This is a genomic window from Pseudomonas sp. MWU318 (assembly GCF_016756945.1).
In the GTDB taxonomy this organism is placed as follows: Bacteria; Pseudomonadota; Gammaproteobacteria; order Pseudomonadales; family Pseudomonadaceae; genus Aquipseudomonas; species Aquipseudomonas putida_A.
Genome location: NZ_JAESJL010000005.1, coordinates 322,684 through 338,200, shown reverse-complemented (window position 1 = coordinate 338,200; position 15,517 = coordinate 322,684). Strand labels below are relative to the sequence as shown.

The following is a 15,517-nucleotide window of genomic DNA, read 5'->3' as shown; positions in this document are numbered from 1 at the left end:
TGTGTAAGACGGTTTAGATGGTCTTGGAGGAAGATTCGGATTTTTCCGCGTCTTTTTCCGGTGTTTCTTTTTTCTCGATCAGGCCGCCGGTGGCGTCGCTGAGCGCTTGTTCAGCGGCTTTATGCGTATCGTCGATTGCCTGTTTGGCGCTCTCGGCGGCCTTGCCCATCAACTGCTGGGCGCTTTTCTCGGCCTGATCGCAACCGGCCATAAGCAGTAAAGACGTAAACATCAACGCTGGAATTGTGTATTTCATGGGACTTCCTCCGAATGAACAGACAGGGTCACAGACCGCCCGTCGATGGCTGGGCATTCTAGGGAGACAAACACTTCAGGAAAATTCGTATTTTTAGCGGCTATACTTCGGCCCTAACGAACTATGAAAATCAGTGTAGGAGCTGCCGAAGGCTGCGATCTTTTGATTTTTTAAAGCAAGATCAAAAGATCGCAGCCTGCGGCAGCTCCTACAAAAGGGGACGCGGCGGATGCTGAATTACCGACAACTGCATTACTTCTGGGTGGTCGCCAAGACCGGCAGCATCGTGCGTGCCTGCGAGCAACTTAACCTCACGCCACAAACCATCAGCGGGCAGATTTCGCTGCTCGAACAAACCTACGGCATCGAACTGTTTCAAAGGGTCGGCCGTCAGCTGGAGCTGACCGAAGCCGGGCGTCAGGCCCTGCCCTACGCCGAGCAGATGTTCCAGTTAGGCGGCGAATTGGAGTTGATGCTACGTGCCCAGCCCAACGAACAGCAGATCCTGTTTCGCGTCGGCGTGGCGGACGTGGTGCCCAAGTCCATCGTCTATCGCCTGATTGCGCCGACCATGGAGCTGCACGAGCCGCTGCGCATCACCTGTCGCGAAGACAAACTCGAACGCCTGCTGGCGGATCTGGCGATCCAGCGCCTGGATCTGGTGATTTCCGACAGCCCGATGCCATCGCATCTCGACATCAAGGGCTACAGCCAGAAGCTCGGCGAGTGTGGGATCAGTTTCTTCGCCACCGCGCAGTTGGCGGCGCAATACGGGCAGGATTTCCCGCGCAGCCTCAACGGCGCACCGCTGTTGATCCCCGGCGCGGAAACCGTGGTGCGCAGCCGTTTGCAGCGCTGGTTTGCCGAGCAGCAGATCCAGCCGCGAATCGTCGGGGAGTTCGATGACAGCGCCCTGATGCAGGCCTTCGGCCAATCGGGCAGCGGGATCTTCATCGGTCCGAGCGTGATTGCCGATGAAGTCAAACGCCAGTACGGCGTCGAAGTGATTGGCCAGACCGACGCGGTGACCGAGTCGTTCTATGCCATTTCGGTGGAGCGAAAGGTCAAGCACCCCGGCATCGTTGCGATTACCGAAGGTGCCCGACGCGAGCTGTTTACCGCGTTATGACGCCTGGGCGCACGCTTCGCGCGGTTTGAGCGTCATCAGCACCATGGCGAGGAACACCGACAACAGAATGAACCCGGCAGCGGCGAACCCCAGAAAACCGAGGCCGGCACTGTCGATCACTCGACCGCCGATCATCGCTCCGAGGCCGATCCCGAGGTTGGCCCCGGCGATGTTCAGCGAGGCGGCAAAGGCTGGCGCTTCTGGTGCAGCTTTCATCAGGCGCACGTGGCTGACCAGAAACAGCGCAGCCTGGGTGATACCCCAGATGCCCATGGCCACCGCCAGCCCCACCGTCGAGTGAATGTTCGGCACCAGCGAGACCATGCCGGCAATCATGAACGCGCAGAACAGCACCGAGGCGCCCAACGGATGACGATCCACCGCGCGACCGCCCAGCGAGTTGCCGATCAGCCCGACCGCACCGAAGCCCATCAGGCACCAGCCAACCACCGTGCCGTTGAACCCGGCCAGACGCTCAAGAATGTCGGCCAGATAGGTATAAGCGGTGAACATGCCGCTGAATACCAGAATCGACAACAGCACATGGCCGATCATCAGCGGGTTGCGCAGGATCTTGAACTGCGAGGCGAAGCTGACCTGATGTTGATGCAGACTGGTTTTCGGCAGGTAAACCAACAGCAGCAAGGCCTTGGCGAAAGCGATCACCGCGAGAATCGCAAACGCACTGCGCCAGCCGAACGCATCGGAAATCAACGTGCCCACCGGAATGCCGAACACCGTCGCGCAAACAATGCCGAAGCCGATCTTGGCAATCGCGCGGCCAGCGTGATCCGGGCCGACGATGTCCACTGCGGTCTCACTGGCCAAGGCCCAGAACACCGGCAAGCCGAGCGCCGGGATCAGCCGGGCGATGGCCATGACCCAGATGTTCGGCGCCAGCGCCGCAACGGTGTTGGCCAGGCCGAACATGATCAGAATGCTGATGAACAGCTTGCGCCGCTCGAAGCGGGCGAAATACGCGGTCAAAAATGGACCGAACATCGCCACCGTGAAAGCGAATAGAGTCACCAGCAGACCGGCCTGCGGAATGGTTACCGACAGGTCGCGGGCAATGGCCGGCAACAGGCCGACGATGACGAATTCCGTGGTCAGCACCGTGAATCCGGCTGCGGACAACAGAAGAATGGGCAACAGCATGAGCAACTCCAGCAAAACGACGACACCAGCGATGACCGAAAGGCCCGCTGGCAGACTATGAAAATGAGGATGGTGAATCTTAACAGAGTGTTTCCGGGCTGACTTGCACAAACCTGCCGACTTGGCGATCAATCCGGTGGCAGATCGTCACAGGCCTGAAGGATAACGCCTACGCTGTGATAAAGTCCGCGCCCCGAAAAACGTACACCCTGATCAACGACCGGTTCCATGCCGTTGATGTCGCGTCAGCCCTTTCGTTTCGTGCCGGTGACCTGCCCCCGATGTATCACCGGTTTCACGCAACCCTGAACCGTATAAAAACAGAGATGCCGTTATGACTGCTTCATCCCCTTCTCTCTTGCAACGCCTGAAAAACCTCAGCCTGGTCACGCAGATCCTGATCGGCCTGATTGCCGGTATCGCTCTGGCGCTGTTCGCCCCGGAAGCGGCGAAAGGCTCGGCGTTCATCGGCAAAGTGTTCGTCTCGGCACTGAAAGCCGTGGCCCCGATTCTGGTATTCGTGCTGGTGATGGCGTCGATTGCCAACCACAAGCACGGCCAGGAAACCCACATCCGGCCGATCCTGTTTCTGTATCTGCTTGGCACCTTCGCCGCAGCCGTAGTTGCGGTTGTCGCCAGCATGGCATTCCCCTCGCATCTGGTGTTATCCACCGACAACGTGTCAGTCACCGCGCCAGGCGGCATCGCCGAGGTGCTGCAAAGTCTGCTTTTGAGCGTGGTCGATAACCCGGTCAGCGCGCTGATGAATGCCAACTTCATCGGCATTCTGGCCTGGGCGATCGGCATGGGCGTCGCGATTCGCCACGCCGGTGACACCACCCGCGAAGTGCTCGGCGACCTGTCCAACGGCGTGACGCTGATCGTGCGCGTGGTGATTCGTTTCGCACCTCTGGGCATTTTCGGTCTGGTGGCCTCGACCCTCGCGACCTCAGGCTTCGGCGCACTGATCGGTTACGCGCATCTACTGGGCGTGCTTCTGGGCTGCATGCTGTTCGTCGCGCTGGTGATGAACCCGCTGATCGTGTTCTGGAAACTGCGCCGCAACCCGTACCCGCTGACCCTCAAGTGCCTGCGCGAAAGCGGGATCACCGCGTTCTTCACCCGAAGCTCGGCGGCAAACATTCCGGTCAACCTGGAACTGAGTAAACGCCTGGGCCTGCACGAAGATACCTACTCGGTATCGATCCCGCTGGGGGCAACCATCAACATGGCTGGCGCGGCGATCACCATCACCGTATTGTCCCTGGCCGCGGTGCACACGCTGGGGATTGCCGTGGACATTCCAACCGCGATTCTGCTCAGCGTCGTCGCGGCAATCTGCGCCTGTGGCGCCTCGGGCGTGGCCGGCGGTTCGCTGCTGCTGATTCCGCTGGCGTGCAGCCTGTTCGGTATCCCGAGCGAGATTGCCATGCAGGTGGTGGCGGTCGGTTTCATCATTGGGGTGTTGCAGGACTCGGCGGAGACGGCGTTGAATTCGTCCACCGATGTGCTGTTTACCGCCGCGGCGTGCCTGGGTGAAGAGGCGAAAGCCCAGCGCACTGCGTAACAATTGCTGCAATGAAAAGCCCGCCAAGGTGTGAACCCTGGCGGGCTTTTTTGTGGCCGAGATCTTTCCCCCCTCACCCCAACCCTCTCCCCCCAAGGGGCGAGGGGGAAAGGGAGCCGATCTTTGTCGCATTCAAGTCTTGAGTTCGACTCGATAGATCAAGTCGGCGTATCTCGAACAAACAACGCGATCAGTCCCCTCTCCCCCTGGGAGAGGGCTAGGGTGAGGGCTTCTAACGATTTAGTACGCGCCCATGTAATCGCGTTTACCCACTTCAACACCGTTGTGACGCAGCAGCGCGTAGGTGGTGGTGACGTGGAAGAAGAACTGCGGCAGACCGTAGCTCAGCAGGTAAGCCTGGCCGCTGAAGCGCTTCTCCTTCGGCGTGCCCGGACGGGTCACGATCTCGATGCCTTCCTTGCCGTTGATCTGCTCCGGCTTGATCTCGCCGATGTAGGCCAGGACCTTGGCGATCAGCGCCTGCAGCTCGGCGAAAGTGGTTTCGGTGTCGTCATATTTCGGGATTTCGACTTCAGCCAGACGCGAAGTAACGCCCTTGGCGAAGTCGACGGCGATCTGCACCTGACGTACCAACGGGAACATGTCCGGGTACAGGCGCGCTTGCAGGAAGGCGTTCGGGTCGATGTTTTTCTCGGTGGCGTGGGCTTCAGCCTTTTTCAGGACATCGCTCAGGGCGTTGAGCATTTGTTGAAAAACCGGGACGGATGCGGCGTACAGGGAAATGGTCATGGCAGTCTCGTGTAGTGGCTGGGTGGAACGTGGAGGCGATTATAGCCATGCTTGATGACCACACGGCTTGCCTTTTGTTAACCAAGGATTAGGCTAGGCGCCTTCGACTGCAGAGGGAACGCGCGATGACCACCGAACTTGAAAGCATCACCGACGAACCACGGCTCAACGCCACGGAAATCCGCATTCTGGGTTCTTTGATCGAGAAACAGGCCACTAGCCCGGAAACCTACCCGCTGACGCTCAACGCACTGGTGCTGGCCTGCAACCAGAAAACCAGCCGCGAGCCGGTGATGAACCTGACTCAAGGCCAGGTTGGCCAGAGCCTGCGGGCGCTGGAAAGCCACGGTTACGCCAAACTGGTCATGGGCAGTCGCGCCGATCGCTGGGAGCACAAGCTCGACAAGGCGCTGGAGCTGGTGCCGGCCCAGGTGATTCTCAGCGGATTGATGTTCCTGCGTGGCCCGCAGACGGTGAATGAGCTGCTGACCCGCAGCGGCCGGATGCATGACTTCGAAGATGCCGAGCAAGTGGTGCATCAGCTTGAGCGCCTGATCGCGCGCGGGCTGGCGGTGTTGATTCCGCGTCAGGCCGGGCAGCGCGAAGACCGCTACACCCATGCGCTGGGCGATCCGGCGGACATCGAGGCGATCCTGGCGGCGCGGCAAAATCCTGGGGAACGTGCGACCAGCGGCGTGTCAGTTGAACGCATCGAAGAACTGGAAGCACGGATTGCCGCACTGGAAGAGCGTCTGGCGCGCCTCGAATAATCACCACAATACCTTGTAGGAGTGAGCCTGCTCGCGATTGCGCTGGTTCATTCAGAATTTCATTGCCTGACAGACCGCCATCGCGAGCAGGCTCACTCCTACATGATATCTACGGGTTATTCCCCATCCCAGTAATCCACCCCATCCGCCAGCCGCGCCACGGCAACAAAACCTGACGCATTACCCTGGTCATCGACTTTGAAGTTGTCCATCACCGCGTATTTGTTGGAGTCCGGGTACTCACAGATATCCGGTTGCTGCTGGGTGCTGACCGCCAGGTAACGCAGCTCCCCGTCGCTGGTGTTGATGATCTGATGCGCCGTTTCCGGGCCGCCCGGCGGGCAGGCGATCACGTCGCCCGCGCGGATCGGAAAGCGTTCGGCCCCCAGCCGCACTTCGCCCTCCCCGGCCACCACATAGAACATCTCTTCATTGACCCGATGGCTGTGAAACGGACTGCCGCGCATGCCTGGCGGCAAGGCGTACAACCGATAGCCGAGTTTCTGCGCACCAAGCTGCTGGCCGATGCGCGCCATGCGTTGCTGATAGCGACCAGCGGTTTCGCCCTCCGGAGCAAGGGCTTCGGGCAGGGATTCGAGTTCGACCTGGTGCAGGTTGAGGATGGGCGGATGCATGGGGAGCCTCGATCAGGTTTTTTATGAGGGGCAAGTCTGGGCTTGCTGAGGCCGCAGTATAGGCAACCGACTAACAACCGAGTCGCGGCCTTCGCGAGCAAGCCCGCTCCCACAGGATTTGTGGTTGCTCACCTGGTTGTGTTGCAACCTGATACCTGTGGGAGCGGGCTTGCTCGCGAAGAGGCCCGATGGATCAGCGCAAAACTCAATGATCAGCTGCGAGCAAATGCCACCGCCGCCGCAAACTGCTCTTCATTTGGCCGCACCCCGGTGTACAGCACAAACTGCTCCAGCGCCTGGATCGCAATCACTTCCAGCCCGGTAATCACCTTCTTGCCCTCAGCCCGCCCACGCACGATCAGCGGCGTCTCGGACGGAATCGCTACCACATCGAATACCGTGTCGGCTGCCTGGATCACTTCAGGCTCGAACGCCAGTTGCCCGGCCTCCGGCCCGCCGTCCATGCCCACCGGGGTGACGTTGATCAGCATCTGCGGCCGCTCTTCGCCGAGCTCCGCCTGCCAGCGATAGCTCAGCGAGTCCGCCAGTGCCCGTCCGGCGCGCTCGTTACGCGCAACGATCAAGCCATTCTTGTAGCCACCATCGCGCAAGGCACTCGCCACTGCTTTGGCCATGCCGCCGCTGCCGCGCAGGGCGAACGTCGTGTCTTGCAGTACCGCGTGGGTTTCCAGCAATTGCGCGATGGCGATGTAATCGGTGTTGTAAGCCTTGAGATGGCCGTGGGTGTTGACGATGGTATTGATCGACTGGATCGCCGCTGCCGACGCATCCAGCTCATCGACCAGCGCGATGCAGGCTTCCTTGAACGGCATCGACACCCCGCAACCACGAATCCCCAGCGCACGAATGCCGCCGACGGCCCCCGGCAAATCCTGACTGCTGAACGCCTTGTAATAGAAATTCAGGCCCAACTGCTCGTACAAATGGTTATGAAAGCGCAGACCGAAATTCCCCGGGCGCCCCGACAGGGACATGCACAGCTGGGTGTCTTTGTTGGGATTCATCTGCATGAAACTTCTCCTTCAAAACGGACTTTCGGATGGACGGAGTTAGCCATTCCATCGGGTTCTGGACGATCATAAGCGCCTGTCTGCAACGGGCTGCGAGCCCCTTTGACCAACCGGTAAAGAAGCCGGTACAGACCTTACACAAAATTTACCCAGCGGCTGTGCTGATTTTCAGAATTTCGCTGTCATAGAAGTATCCCCGCGACAACTTTGGGCCTGGTGCAGGCCCGGACGCCGGGTCGAAGAACCGAGGAATTATCATGATTCGTAAACTCCCCATCGTGGCCTTGTTGATTGGTGCATTCGCTATCACAGGTCAGGCAGAAGCCCACGGCGGTGGCTGGCAGGGTCCGGCAGTGTTTGGTGCGATCGTCGGCTCGGCCATCATCGGCTCCGCTTTGATCAACCAGGACCGGCCGGTCTATGTGCAACAGCCTGTTTACGCTCAACCGGCACCGGTTTATGTGCAACAACCGCCGCCACCGGTCTATTACCAGCCGGCCCCGGTCTACGTGCAACAACCTGTTTACGTGCCTGGCCCGGTCTACTACGGCCCACCACGCGGCTACTACGGCCGACCACACGGCTACTACGGTGGCCCGCGCTGGTAATCGCAACCAACAAGCCCCGCTTTATAGCGGGGCTTTTTTATGACCGTCGGTCGGGCAGAGTCTGAAAAAATCTCGCCAAGGTCGCTGTGAGGACAGTCCCGGCAGCTAAAGTCGGCATGATGGACTTGACCGTCGGGGGCAAAACACAAAACGGTCATCCATTTGTCATGACGGAACCGCAATCTGAATCCGTCCGTAAACAACAGGTTGATAAAAACAAGGACGACCCATGCCTACACAAAATCCGCACCGCATCGTCGGCCTGTGCACTTCGAGCAAGGTGTACAGCGCGCTGACTGAACTGAAACACCTGGAAGGCCACCGCTGCGCCAAGTTTCTTTCGCTGCTGGCGGAGAATCTCGTGCACAAGGGCCTGCTCAATGAGCGCGAAGTGGTGCACATGCTCGACCAGGTTGTCGACTGATGCAGTCCTCACTGTGATCAATGACCACTATCGAAAGCGTTGATTGTCCCTGAGCGCAGCGAATCCCTAAGGTAGCTCCAAAGATTGATGGAGGTACTTGTCATGGCTCAGGTTCAAATCATGTCGGTAATCGGCAGCGCTGTTCCGGCATCGCTCAGAGCGTCGGGATTGCTCGCCTGCTGGTATCTGGTGCGCGATGGCGAGCCGATCAGCGGCCCGCTCACTTCACTGCCCGCGGCGCAGGCCCTGTCACAGAAAATCGTCAGCGGCCCATTCCACGCTTAAGGCAACTGGACTTTCGGTTTGGTCTCGATGAACAGCGCCCAACTGGACATGAACAGCGCTGCGATCAGCGGCCCGATCACGAAACCGTTGAGGCCGAACACCGCGAGACCGCCGAGGGTCGAGATCAGGATCATGTAATCCGGCATGCGCGTGTCCTTGCCGACCAGGATCGGGCGCAGCACGTTGTCCACCAGACCGATCACAAACACCCCGAACAACCCCAGCACCACGCCTTGCCAGATCATCCCGCTGAGCAGGAAGTACAGCGCCACCGGCGCCCAGACGATCCCCGCACCCACCGCCGGCAACAGCGACAGAAAGCCCATCAGCACCGCCCAGAGCAACGCACTGGGAATGTCGAGAAACCAGAAAATCGCCCCACCCAATGCGCCCTGAGTCACCGCGACCACCAGGTTGCCTTTCACCGTCGCCCGCACCACCCGGTTGAACTTCAACTGCAAACGGCGTTTGTGGCTCTCTTCCAACGGCACCGCTGTGCGTACCTTGCGCACCAGCTCGGCGCCATCGCGCAGAAAGAAAAACAGCAGGTACAGCATGATGCCGAAGCTGACCACGAACTCGAATGTGCCTTGACCGAAACTGAAGGCCTGACTCGCCAGCACCTGGCTGCCCTGCATCGACGCCTTGACGATTTTCTCGCGCAAGCCGTTCAACTCACCCATGCCGAAGCGATCGAGCAAATGCTGAAAGTACGGCGGCAAACTGTGTTTGAACTGTGCCAGGTAGGCACCGATGTCGAGTTGGCCGCTTTCGATGTTGTTGTACACCGTTGCGCCTTCCTGGACCAACAGGATGCTGAGGATGATCACCGGCAGAATCGCTATCACCAGGCAGATGCCCAGAGTGCAGAGCGCTGTCAGGTTGCGCCGCCAGCCAAATTTGAGCTGTAACTTGCGCTGCATCGGCGCAAACAGAATGCCGAGAATCACCGCCCAGAACACCGCGCCGTAGAACGGCAGCAGAATCCAGATGAAGGCGACCGTCACCAGCAACAACAGCACGGTGAGGGATTTGAATTGCAGGGTTTTTTCGTTCATGTCCGATCCATGTCAGTCAGGCGTCTCGCACGCCCCGAACCTTAGTCAGCCGGGGCGCGCGCGAGTGCCATCTTTGTTCATGGAGCATAGATTGCCTGGACGATGCAGCCCGGCTAATCAGCGCACCGGCAGTTTGACGATCTGCGCAGTGCTCAACACGTCGCCGAAGGTGTCTTCGACTTCCGCCAGCGCGGCCTTGTGCAGCGAATCCTTGTCGATTGACACGCCGTTGGCGCGGGTGATGGCGCGGGTCGCCGAGGCATCGGACGCGACAATCACGTTGTAGCCCAAAGGCGCGGCGTCCCGTGCGGCACCCGCCACGCAGGCGTGGGTCATCAGGCCGGAAATGATCAGGGTCTGGATGCCGGCCTTTTTCAATTGCTGGTCAAGGTCGGTGCTGGCGAACACGCTGACGGTGCTCTTTTGCAGCACCACGTCTTGTGGGCGCGGCTGCATGTCCGGGTGAAATTTGACGGTCTGGCCATTGATGGCAAATACCGGCGAACCGGCCGGGGCAACGTGCTGCACGTGATACACCGGGATCTTGTGACTGTCGGCAAAGGTGATCAGCTCACGGGTTTTCGCCAGGGCAGCGGCACCGTCCGGGATCGGCATCCGGCCGCTGAAATATTCATTCTGGAAGTCGATCACCACCAGCGCAGACTTGCCCGCTGGCAGATGATCGACCGGTGTCGCGCCGGACATTGCCCGAATGGTCGGGTGGTTGTCGGCCATCGCTGCGCTGCTGGCCAATACACCGGAAAATGCACAAGCGCTGAGAAAGCGGCGAGTAAAGTTCTGCATGGGAAAGTCCTGCTTCGGTTGATTTGACAAGCGAATCTTAAGCAGCCACCGCCGCACCGAACACAGTGAAACCGGCACATGATCTGTGCCCTTTCTGCACAGATAAAGTCCACGCACTCAAACGTAGATCCAGATCAATAAACCGCACTTGCCACTGCACTACCCTGCCGCGCTTTTGCGACCGATGCCGCCATGAAGCCAGACCTCCCACTCGCCGCCCCGGAACTGCTCGCCCCCGCCGGTACCCTGAAGAACATGCGCTACGCCTTCGCCTACGGTGCCGACGCGGTCTATGCCGGCCAGCCGCGCTACAGCCTGCGGGTGCGCAACAACGAGTTCGACCACGCCAACCTCGCCCTCGGTATTCGCGAAGCGCAGGCCCAGAGCAAGCGCTTCTACGTGGTGGTCAACATCGCCCCGCACAACGCCAAACTGAAGACCTTCCTCAAGGATCTGGCGCCAGTGATCGAGATGGCGCCGGACGCGCTGATCATGTCCGACCCGGGCCTGATCATGCTGGTGCGCCGGCATTTTCCGCAGATGCCGATCCACCTTTCGGTGCAGGCCAACACGGTGAACTGGGCGAGCGTCGAGTTCTGGCAGCAACAAGGCCTGAGCCGGATCATCCTGTCGCGGGAATTGTCGCTGGAAGAAATCGGCGAAATCCGTGAACAGGTACCAAGCATGGAACTGGAGGTGTTCGTCCATGGCGCACTGTGCATGGCTTACTCCGGGCGCTGCCTGCTGTCGGGCTACATGAACAAGCGCGATGCCAATCAGGGCACCTGCACCAACGCCTGCCGCTGGAAGTATTCGGCGCAGCAAGCCACGGAAAACCAGCTCGGCGAGATCGTGCAGACCTTCCAGCCGGAGCCGACCCTGGGCATCGGCGCGCCGACCGATCAGGTGTTTCTGCTGCAGGAAGCCAATCGCCCCGATGAGTTGATGCCCGCTTTTGAAGACGAGCACGGCACCTACATCATGAACGCCAAGGATCTGCGCGCGGTGCAACACGTCGAACGCCTGACGCGCATGGGCGTGCATTCGCTGAAGATCGAGGGCCGGACCAAATCGCACTTCTATAGCGCGCGCACCACCCAGGTCTATCGCCGGGCGATCGACGATGCAGTGGCCGGACGTGAGTTCGATCGCAGCCTTATGACCGATCTGGAATCACTGGCCCAGCGCGGCTACACCGAAGGTTTCCTGCGTCGCCATGTGCATGACGAATACCAGAACTATCAGAACGGCAGCTCGGTGTCCGAGCGCCAGCAGTTCGTCGGCGAACTGACCGGCGAGCGCCGCGACCGGTTGGCCGAGGTCAAAGTGAAGAACCGTTTTGCCTTGGGCGATCATCTGGAACTGATGACGCCCAAGGGCAATTTCCACTTCGATCTGCACCAGTTGCAGAGTGCCAAGGGTGAAACCATTGAAGTCGCCCCCGGCGACGGGCACACAGTTTACCTGCCAATTCCGGATGCGGTGGATTTGCGCTTTGGCCTGCTGATGCGCGACTTGACTCCCTGAACCCCTCCCCTGTAGGAGCTGCCGCAGGCTGCGATCTTTTGATCTTGTTCTTCAATAACAAAGTCAAAAGATCGCAGCCTTCGGCAGCTCCTACACAGGGAATGCGGGTGTAGCGGAGTCAGAGGAATTCTTCACGCAACATCGCCACAAACGCCTCACGCGCCGGGTGTACCCCGGCGTTTTCGTGCCAGTAAAACAGGTTGTCGATCGCCGTCAGTTCGGGAAACTCATACCCCACGCATCCAGCGCCCTTGGCGTATTGCTCGAACACGCCTTTAGGCACCAAGGCCACTCCGGCGCCAGCACTCACGCAACCGACAATCGCCCCGTAACTCGCCAGGCTGACAATCGGCAGCGCCTGCCCCTGACGCAACAGCCAGTGCTCCAGCGCCGCCCGATACGGGCAACCCTGCGGCCACATGAAACACGGTTTTATCCTGCAGATCGTGGATGTCGCGCACCGGGCCGAATGATGTCGAGGCAATCAGTAGCAATTCTTCGCGGTACATCGGCGTGCGTTTCAGTTGCGCGCGCTCGACGTCCACCGCGACGATCGCACCGTCGAGGCGATGGCTGACGGTGTCGTCGAGTAATTGGCCCCAGGTGCCAGTGGTCAATTCCAGCGCCACCTGCGGATAGCGCTGGTGAAACTTGGCCAACAGCCGCGGCAAACGCCCGGTGGCCGAGGACTCGATCGCGCCGATACGCAGCGGCCCGGAGGGTTCGGCGGCGGGATCCACCGCGCGCTTGGCTTCGGCGGTCAGCGCCAGAATCCGCTCGACATACGCAAGAAACGTCTGCCCCGCCGGGCTGATCCGCAGCCCGCGTCCCTCGCGCAGAAACAGTGCGACGCCAAGTTCCGCCTCAAGCGCCTTGATCCGTGCGGTGATGTTCGACGGCACACAAAACAGCTTTTCAGCGGCGCGGGCAATGCTGCCCTCGTCGGCCACGGTCTTGAACATGCGGATCTGCGCCAGCTCCATACTCATCACTCAAAGTGAATATTCGGCGCAGTATAAGTCAGTTGTGGAGACTTGTTCGTCGCCCGGATACTCGGCGCATCAACCCTTGCAGTGCGCCGATCATGCTGACTCCTTCTCCCTTGAAAATCATTCTGACCATGGCCTTCGTGGTCGGCTGCTGGGCCTATTCGCCCACCGGCATCCACATCGGCCTGCAAGCCTACGACCCGGGGCATCTGGCGTTACTGCGGTTTCTCCTGGCGTCGTTGTTCATGGCCGTGATCGCGGCGTTCAAGGGCATTCGCCTGCCGCAACGGCGCGACGTACCGCTGTTGTTCGCCCTGGGATTTTTTGCCGTCAGCCTGCATCACGTGGCGCTGAACATCGGCCAGCAAAGCGTCAGTGCCGGCGCCTCCAGCGTACTGGCGCAGTCGAGCCCGCTGTTCAGTACGCTGCTGGCGCGCTACGTGTTCAAGGATCAGGTCAGTGTCTGGCGATGGGGCTGCGTGTTGCTGGGACTGGTCGGGGTGGTGATCGTGGTCAGCGCCGATCGGGGCCTGGGGCAGATCGACGCGCATGGCTTGCTGATCCTGCTGGCAGCGCTCTCATGGAGCATTTACTTCGCCCTGCAAAAACATCACGCACGGCGTTATGACGGTTTCAGTCTGGCCTGTTATGCGGTGTGGTCGGGGACGCTGCTGTTGCTGATTTATCTGCCGGGGCTGAGTGCGGCGGTGGTGAAAGCGCCGCTGCAAGTGCAGTGGGCAGTGCTGGCACTGGGGGTATTTCCCAGTGCACTGGCCTATCTGGCCTGGGGCTTTGTGCTCAAACATGTGGACTTGAGTCGGGCGACGATGACACTTTATTTGATACCGCCGACAGCGATGGGGATTGCTTCAGTGGGCCTCGGCGAGCAGCCGGCGCTGATGGTTCTGATTGGCGCGGCGGTGGTGTTGATCAGTGTGCTGGCGTTGAATCTGGAGCGGCGGGTGGAGGGTCGACCGGTTGAGGTCTGATCGAGTTTTTTTACTGAGGCTGACGAACCCATCGCGAGCAGGCTCACTCCTACAGGGGATGCGTTCTGCCTGTGGGAGCGAGCTTGCTCGCGAAAGGGCCGGCGCAGACTATAAATATCTCATGCCGGGTCAGCCTCAGCGCCTGTCATCCGACAACGGCGTCGGCTCATCCGCCGGCGGCACATCATCGTCCGCCGCCGGGTCCTTCCAGTCTTCCGGCCGATCGGCATCACTCAACGGATCACGTCCCGGACTCATGCCCGGCGGCGCATCGTGATCGGCCAGTGTCGGCTCATCCGTGCCGGGTACCGGACGGGTCGGATCGGTCGGCAGCACACCACCCTGAAACAGCAAATCATTAGCCATGACACACCTCACCAAGGAGGTCCGGAGAACCCGGGCCATACAGCTTGGAAGCGTGCCTGCGCAGGCGGTGCTATCGAGCAGACCAACGGCAATCAGCCCTGCGCACTGAAACGGTCGCGGCTGTTGGTCAAGTGCAGCCACATGGCCGCGCGCGCGGCATCCGGATCCTGGCGCTTGATGGCATTCAAAATCGCTTCGTGTTCGAGATTGGCCAACTGCCCCAGCTTGCTCAGATCCGCCGCGCCACGCTCGGCGGCATTGAGCCGCTGACGCGGAATCATCGCGCTGCCGAGATGCTGCATGATTTCACTGAAGCAGACATTGCCGGTGGCCTCAGCGATCAGCAGATGAAAACGTCGATCAGCCTCGACACAACTGTCATTGCTGTCCAGCAGACGCTGATAGTCATCCAGCGCCTGACGCATTTGCAGCAATTGCTGCTCGCTGCGCCGTAACGCGGCCAACGCCGCGGCCTGTGTCTCCAGGCCCATGCGCAATTCCAGAATGCTGCGCACGCCGAGCGCGGTGTCGACATTCAGGCGCAAGCCCTGCTCGGCAGCGCGCTCGATGACAAAACTGCCGATGCCGTGCCGCGTCTCGACCAGGCCCGAGGCCTGCAACTTGGAAATCGCTTCGCGCACCACCGTGCGACTGACGCCGTGCTCCTGAACGATGGCGTTCTCCGACGGCAGCTTGTCGCCGGGCGACAGCCGGCCGAGCAGGATGCTCTGGGTGAGTTTTTCCACCAGATCGTGTGCGAGGTTGTGCGCACGTTTGGGCGCGGGGGCGTCGAGGTCTTCTTGCATGTTCGGTTCCGGTGATCGGGGCTTGCCGATCGTAGCACTGCGTGATGGCTGACGAGTCGATTTTAGTGCTGAAACAGCCACCAACTTGTATGACAACACTCAATAAAAAGAAAAAAAACGCAACAACCAAGCGCTACGCCCTGTTTGAACATTTGGATCGTGAACCCAAGAGGCGCGTCTGACGGCCGCGATCAAAGCCAATACAAACGGGGCCAAACACCAAAAAGAAATAAAAAATTTGTTCACCAGACAAATTTAATCGCTTCATCCCACTTGTAGGACAAAAAATCTCAGTTGTATGATGTCTATCAACAACGCAGCACCGAGCCCTACCCCGCATAAAAATAATCAGTGGGAGAAAACCA

17 protein-coding genes and 1 pseudogene are annotated in these 15,517 nt (G+C 59.9%); 8 read left to right on the top strand and 10 right to left on the bottom strand.

Translation table 11 applies throughout. The features are described from left to right. Nucleotides 1-13: 13 nt before the first annotated feature. Nucleotides 14-256, bottom strand: a complete 243-nt coding sequence (locus JN524_RS14645; RefSeq protein ID WP_007965379.1) for a hypothetical protein — start codon at nucleotides 254-256, stop codon at nucleotides 14-16. Nucleotides 257-485: 229 nt separating this feature from the next. Between JN524_RS14645 and nhaR the strand changes: the two genes are divergently transcribed. Next, on the top strand, nucleotides 486-1,385 hold the full coding sequence (nhaR, locus tag JN524_RS14640) for a transcriptional activator NhaR (protein WP_086794737.1): 900 nt from the start codon (nucleotides 486-488) through the stop codon (nucleotides 1,383-1,385). Here the strand turns inward: nhaR and JN524_RS14635 are convergent. Beyond that, nucleotides 1,380-2,543 (bottom strand): MFS transporter, encoded by a 1,164-nt coding sequence (locus JN524_RS14635; RefSeq protein WP_202369783.1) that lies wholly within the window; start codon nucleotides 2,541-2,543, stop codon nucleotides 1,380-1,382. The genes nhaR and JN524_RS14635 overlap by 6 nt on opposite strands. A gap of 334 nt (nucleotides 2,544-2,877) precedes the next feature. Between JN524_RS14635 and sstT the strand changes: the two genes are divergently transcribed. Next, nucleotides 2,878-4,110, top strand: coding sequence for a serine/threonine transporter SstT (gene sstT, locus JN524_RS14630; RefSeq protein WP_139055773.1), 1,233 nt, complete (start codon nucleotides 2,878-2,880; stop codon nucleotides 4,108-4,110). A gap of 240 nt (nucleotides 4,111-4,350) precedes the next feature. Here the strand turns inward: sstT and JN524_RS14625 are convergent, their stop codons facing one another. Continuing rightward, complete coding sequence (locus tag JN524_RS14625; protein ID WP_134785954.1) at nucleotides 4,351-4,860, bottom strand: DUF1993 domain-containing protein; 510 nt, start codon at nucleotides 4,858-4,860, stop codon at nucleotides 4,351-4,353. 125 nt (nucleotides 4,861-4,985) lie between these two features. On the opposite strand from JN524_RS14625, the gene JN524_RS14620 reads away from it, so the two are divergent. After that, nucleotides 4,986-5,630 carry a YceH family protein gene (locus JN524_RS14620; RefSeq protein ID WP_202369782.1) on the top strand — a complete coding sequence of 215 codons (645 nt, stop codon included), beginning with the start codon at nucleotides 4,986-4,988 and terminating at the stop codon, nucleotides 5,628-5,630. Nucleotides 5,631-5,746: 116 nt separating this feature from the next. Here JN524_RS14620 and JN524_RS14615 read toward each other — a convergent pair whose 3' ends face one another. Both JN524_RS14615 and JN524_RS14610 read right to left on the bottom strand, forming a co-directional pair. Next, entirely contained in the window at nucleotides 5,747-6,265 is a 519-nt protein-coding gene (locus JN524_RS14615; RefSeq protein ID WP_202369781.1) for a cupin domain-containing protein, read from the bottom strand. 212 nt (nucleotides 6,266-6,477) lie between these two features. Continuing rightward, a complete protein-coding gene (locus JN524_RS14610) occupies nucleotides 6,478-7,296 on the bottom strand; it encodes a shikimate 5-dehydrogenase (protein WP_202369780.1) in 819 nt (272 codons plus the stop codon). A 257-nt stretch (nucleotides 7,297-7,553) separates the two neighbouring features. Here JN524_RS14610 and JN524_RS14605 point away from each other — a divergent pair, with 257 nt between their 5' ends. The 3 genes from JN524_RS14605 to JN524_RS14595 all read left to right on the top strand — a co-directional run bounded on the left by JN524_RS14605 (nucleotide 7,554) and on the right by JN524_RS14595 (nucleotide 8,613). Further along, nucleotides 7,554-7,904, top strand: a complete 351-nt coding sequence (locus tag JN524_RS14605) for a hypothetical protein (protein WP_007965394.1) — start codon at nucleotides 7,554-7,556, stop codon at nucleotides 7,902-7,904. 229 nt (nucleotides 7,905-8,133) lie between these two features. Then, a complete protein-coding gene (locus JN524_RS14600; RefSeq protein ID WP_025108897.1) occupies nucleotides 8,134-8,328 on the top strand; it encodes a hypothetical protein in 195 nt (64 codons plus the stop codon). A gap of 102 nt (nucleotides 8,329-8,430) precedes the next feature. Next, the gene (locus JN524_RS14595; protein WP_135295393.1) at nucleotides 8,431-8,613 is read left to right on the top strand and encodes a hypothetical protein; all 183 of its coding nucleotides are present in this window, start codon (nucleotides 8,431-8,433) and stop codon (nucleotides 8,611-8,613) included. Here JN524_RS14595 and JN524_RS14590 read toward each other — a convergent pair. Then, entirely contained in the window at nucleotides 8,610-9,671 is a 1,062-nt protein-coding gene (locus tag JN524_RS14590) for an AI-2E family transporter (RefSeq protein ID WP_202369779.1), read from the bottom strand. The genes JN524_RS14595 and JN524_RS14590 overlap by 4 nt on opposite strands. A 117-nt stretch (nucleotides 9,672-9,788) precedes the next feature. Next, complete coding sequence (locus JN524_RS14585; protein WP_202369778.1) at nucleotides 9,789-10,475, bottom strand: cysteine hydrolase family protein; 687 nt, start codon at nucleotides 10,473-10,475, stop codon at nucleotides 9,789-9,791. A 192-nt stretch (nucleotides 10,476-10,667) separates the two neighbouring features. On the opposite strand from JN524_RS14585, the gene trhP reads away from it, so the two are divergent. Next, on the top strand, nucleotides 10,668-12,002 hold the full coding sequence (trhP, locus tag JN524_RS14580) for a prephenate-dependent tRNA uridine(34) hydroxylase TrhP (RefSeq protein ID WP_202369777.1): 1,335 nt from the start codon (nucleotides 10,668-10,670) through the stop codon (nucleotides 12,000-12,002). Between the two features lie 118 nt (nucleotides 12,003-12,120). Here the strand turns inward: trhP and JN524_RS14575 are convergent. Further along, nucleotides 12,121-12,985: pseudogene (locus tag JN524_RS14575) on the bottom strand (LysR family transcriptional regulator). Nucleotides 12,986-13,086: 101 nt separating this feature from the next. Between JN524_RS14575 and JN524_RS14570 the strand changes: the two are divergent. Next, nucleotides 13,087-13,980, top strand: a complete 894-nt coding sequence (locus tag JN524_RS14570; RefSeq protein ID WP_202369776.1) for a DMT family transporter — start codon at nucleotides 13,087-13,089, stop codon at nucleotides 13,978-13,980. A gap of 135 nt (nucleotides 13,981-14,115) precedes the next feature. Here JN524_RS14570 and JN524_RS14565 read toward each other — a convergent pair whose 3' ends face one another. Both JN524_RS14565 and JN524_RS14560 read right to left on the bottom strand, forming a co-directional pair. Beyond that, on the bottom strand, nucleotides 14,116-14,346 hold the full coding sequence (locus JN524_RS14565; protein ID WP_007965409.1) for a hypothetical protein: 231 nt from the start codon (nucleotides 14,344-14,346) through the stop codon (nucleotides 14,116-14,118). A gap of 92 nt (nucleotides 14,347-14,438) precedes the next feature. Next, nucleotides 14,439-15,152, bottom strand: a complete 714-nt coding sequence (locus tag JN524_RS14560) for a FadR/GntR family transcriptional regulator (protein ID WP_202369775.1) — start codon at nucleotides 15,150-15,152, stop codon at nucleotides 14,439-14,441. Between the last annotated feature and the right edge of the window lie 365 nt (nucleotides 15,153-15,517).

What these genes read in the sequence shown, in the direction of transcription:
- JN524_RS14625 (WP_134785954.1), bottom strand. Translation starts at nt 4,860, where the DNA reads ATGACCATTTCCCTGTACGCCGCATCCGTCCCGGTTTTTCAACAAATG.
- JN524_RS14570 (WP_202369776.1), top strand. Translation starts at nt 13,087, where the DNA reads ATGCTGACTCCTTCTCCCTTGAAAATCATTCTGACCATGGCCTTCGTG.
- trhP (WP_202369777.1), top strand. Translation starts at nt 10,668, where the DNA reads ATGAAGCCAGACCTCCCACTCGCCGCCCCGGAACTGCTCGCCCCCGCC.
- JN524_RS14585 (WP_202369778.1), bottom strand. Translation starts at nt 10,475, where the DNA reads ATGCAGAACTTTACTCGCCGCTTTCTCAGCGCTTGTGCATTTTCCGGT.
- JN524_RS14600 (WP_025108897.1), top strand. Translation starts at nt 8,134, where the DNA reads ATGCCTACACAAAATCCGCACCGCATCGTCGGCCTGTGCACTTCGAGC.
- nhaR (WP_086794737.1), top strand. Translation starts at nt 486, where the DNA reads ATGCTGAATTACCGACAACTGCATTACTTCTGGGTGGTCGCCAAGACC.
- JN524_RS14560 (WP_202369775.1), bottom strand. Translation starts at nt 15,152, where the DNA reads ATGCAAGAAGACCTCGACGCCCCCGCGCCCAAACGTGCGCACAACCTC.
- JN524_RS14595 (WP_135295393.1), top strand. Translation starts at nt 8,431, where the DNA reads ATGGCTCAGGTTCAAATCATGTCGGTAATCGGCAGCGCTGTTCCGGCA.
- sstT (WP_139055773.1), top strand. Translation starts at nt 2,878, where the DNA reads ATGACTGCTTCATCCCCTTCTCTCTTGCAACGCCTGAAAAACCTCAGC.
- JN524_RS14605 (WP_007965394.1), top strand. Translation starts at nt 7,554, where the DNA reads ATGATTCGTAAACTCCCCATCGTGGCCTTGTTGATTGGTGCATTCGCT.
- JN524_RS14565 (WP_007965409.1), bottom strand. Translation starts at nt 14,346, where the DNA reads ATGGCTAATGATTTGCTGTTTCAGGGTGGTGTGCTGCCGACCGATCCG.
- JN524_RS14610 (WP_202369780.1), bottom strand. Translation starts at nt 7,296, where the DNA reads ATGCAGATGAATCCCAACAAAGACACCCAGCTGTGCATGTCCCTGTCG.
- JN524_RS14590 (WP_202369779.1), bottom strand. Translation starts at nt 9,671, where the DNA reads ATGAACGAAAAAACCCTGCAATTCAAATCCCTCACCGTGCTGTTGTTG.
- JN524_RS14615 (WP_202369781.1), bottom strand. Translation starts at nt 6,265, where the DNA reads ATGCATCCGCCCATCCTCAACCTGCACCAGGTCGAACTCGAATCCCTG.
- JN524_RS14620 (WP_202369782.1), top strand. Translation starts at nt 4,986, where the DNA reads ATGACCACCGAACTTGAAAGCATCACCGACGAACCACGGCTCAACGCC.
- JN524_RS14635 (WP_202369783.1), bottom strand. Translation starts at nt 2,543, where the DNA reads ATGCTGTTGCCCATTCTTCTGTTGTCCGCAGCCGGATTCACGGTGCTG.
- JN524_RS14645 (WP_007965379.1), bottom strand. Translation starts at nt 256, where the DNA reads ATGAAATACACAATTCCAGCGTTGATGTTTACGTCTTTACTGCTTATG.